The organism is Schaalia sp. lx-100, from assembly GCF_021083625.1.
GTDB lineage: Bacteria > Actinomycetota > Actinomycetes > Actinomycetales > Actinomycetaceae > Pauljensenia.
Map to the genome: position 1 here is coordinate 1 of NZ_JAJNRP010000017.1, position 1208 is coordinate 1208.

General features: G+C 57.6%; 1 protein-coding gene. It reads right to left on the bottom strand.

Annotation, left to right across the window (positions count from 1 at the left end; genetic code table 11):
- A partial coding sequence (locus tag LRP54_RS08340) for an MSCRAMM family protein (protein WP_231235760.1) occupies positions 1-1208 on the bottom strand: 1208 nt, incomplete at both ends.

Consider the following 1208-nt stretch of genomic DNA (forward strand, 5'->3'; position numbering starts at 1 on the left):
GACCCATACGGCACACGCTCAAACGAAGCCACACCATCAGCCCCAGTGGTCGCGGTAGCAAACGCCGTATCAGACACCACGCCATCGGTCTTAGCAAACAGCGAGAACACCACACCCACAAGCGGCACGTTTTCAGCCCCCGCGTCAGCCTGCTCACCCAACTTCTTCACCTTCACAGTGCCGCGTTTAATGGGGTTATCCACCGTACCCACATCAACCCTAGCGCCATGCTCACGCACAGCAACATCAGCCGAATAATCAGCACGCAACACATGAGAAACCAGGCTCGCGGACTCCACAAGCGTGTAATCCCCGTACGCCACCGAGCTGAAAGTCGCAACCCCAGAAGAATCAGTCACAGCCTCATACTTGACCACGCCCTCTTGCTTCAACTGGAAAGTCACACCAGCCAAAGCCGCACGCGAATCAGCATCAACCTTCGTAACGGTCACCGTGCCGCGCTTCATCGTGTTTGTAAACGCGCTATTAGTTAGGTCAACAAGTTCGCCCTCACGAGTCACACTCACCTCACGGCCCTGCGCCTCACTGGAGGGGTTATACGCAGCCAAAGGACCAGTCTCACGCACCACATACGACCCATACGGCACGCCCTCAAACGAAGCCACACCATCCACGCCAGTGGTCGCGGTCGCAAACGCGCTATCAGACACCACGCCATCAGTCTTAGCGAACAGCGAGAACACCACGCCCTCAAGCGGCACGCTCTCAGCAGCCGGGTCAGCCTGCTCACCCAGCTTCTTGACCTTCACAGTCCCGCGCTTCATCGTATTCACAAACGCGGTGCCAGTCAGATCAACAAGCTCACCCGCACCCGTCACACTCACCTCACGGCCCTGAACCTCAACAGAGGGGTTATACGCAGCCAGCGGACCAGTCTCACGCACCACATACGACCCATACGGCACACGCTCAAACGACGCCACACCATCAGCCCCAGTGGTCGCAGTCGCAAACGCCGTATCAGACACCACGCCCTCGCTCTTAGCAAACAGCGAGAACACCACGCCCTCAAGCGGCACGCTCTCAGCCTGCGCGTCAGCCTGCTCACCCAACTTCTTGACCTTAATAGTGCCGCGGATCAACTGATTCGTCACAGGAACAGAACGCAAATCAACGTCCTGCCCATCCTCACGAACAGACACATCCTGCTTCCACGCAGCATTCAACACGTAATTCACCAGACTCGC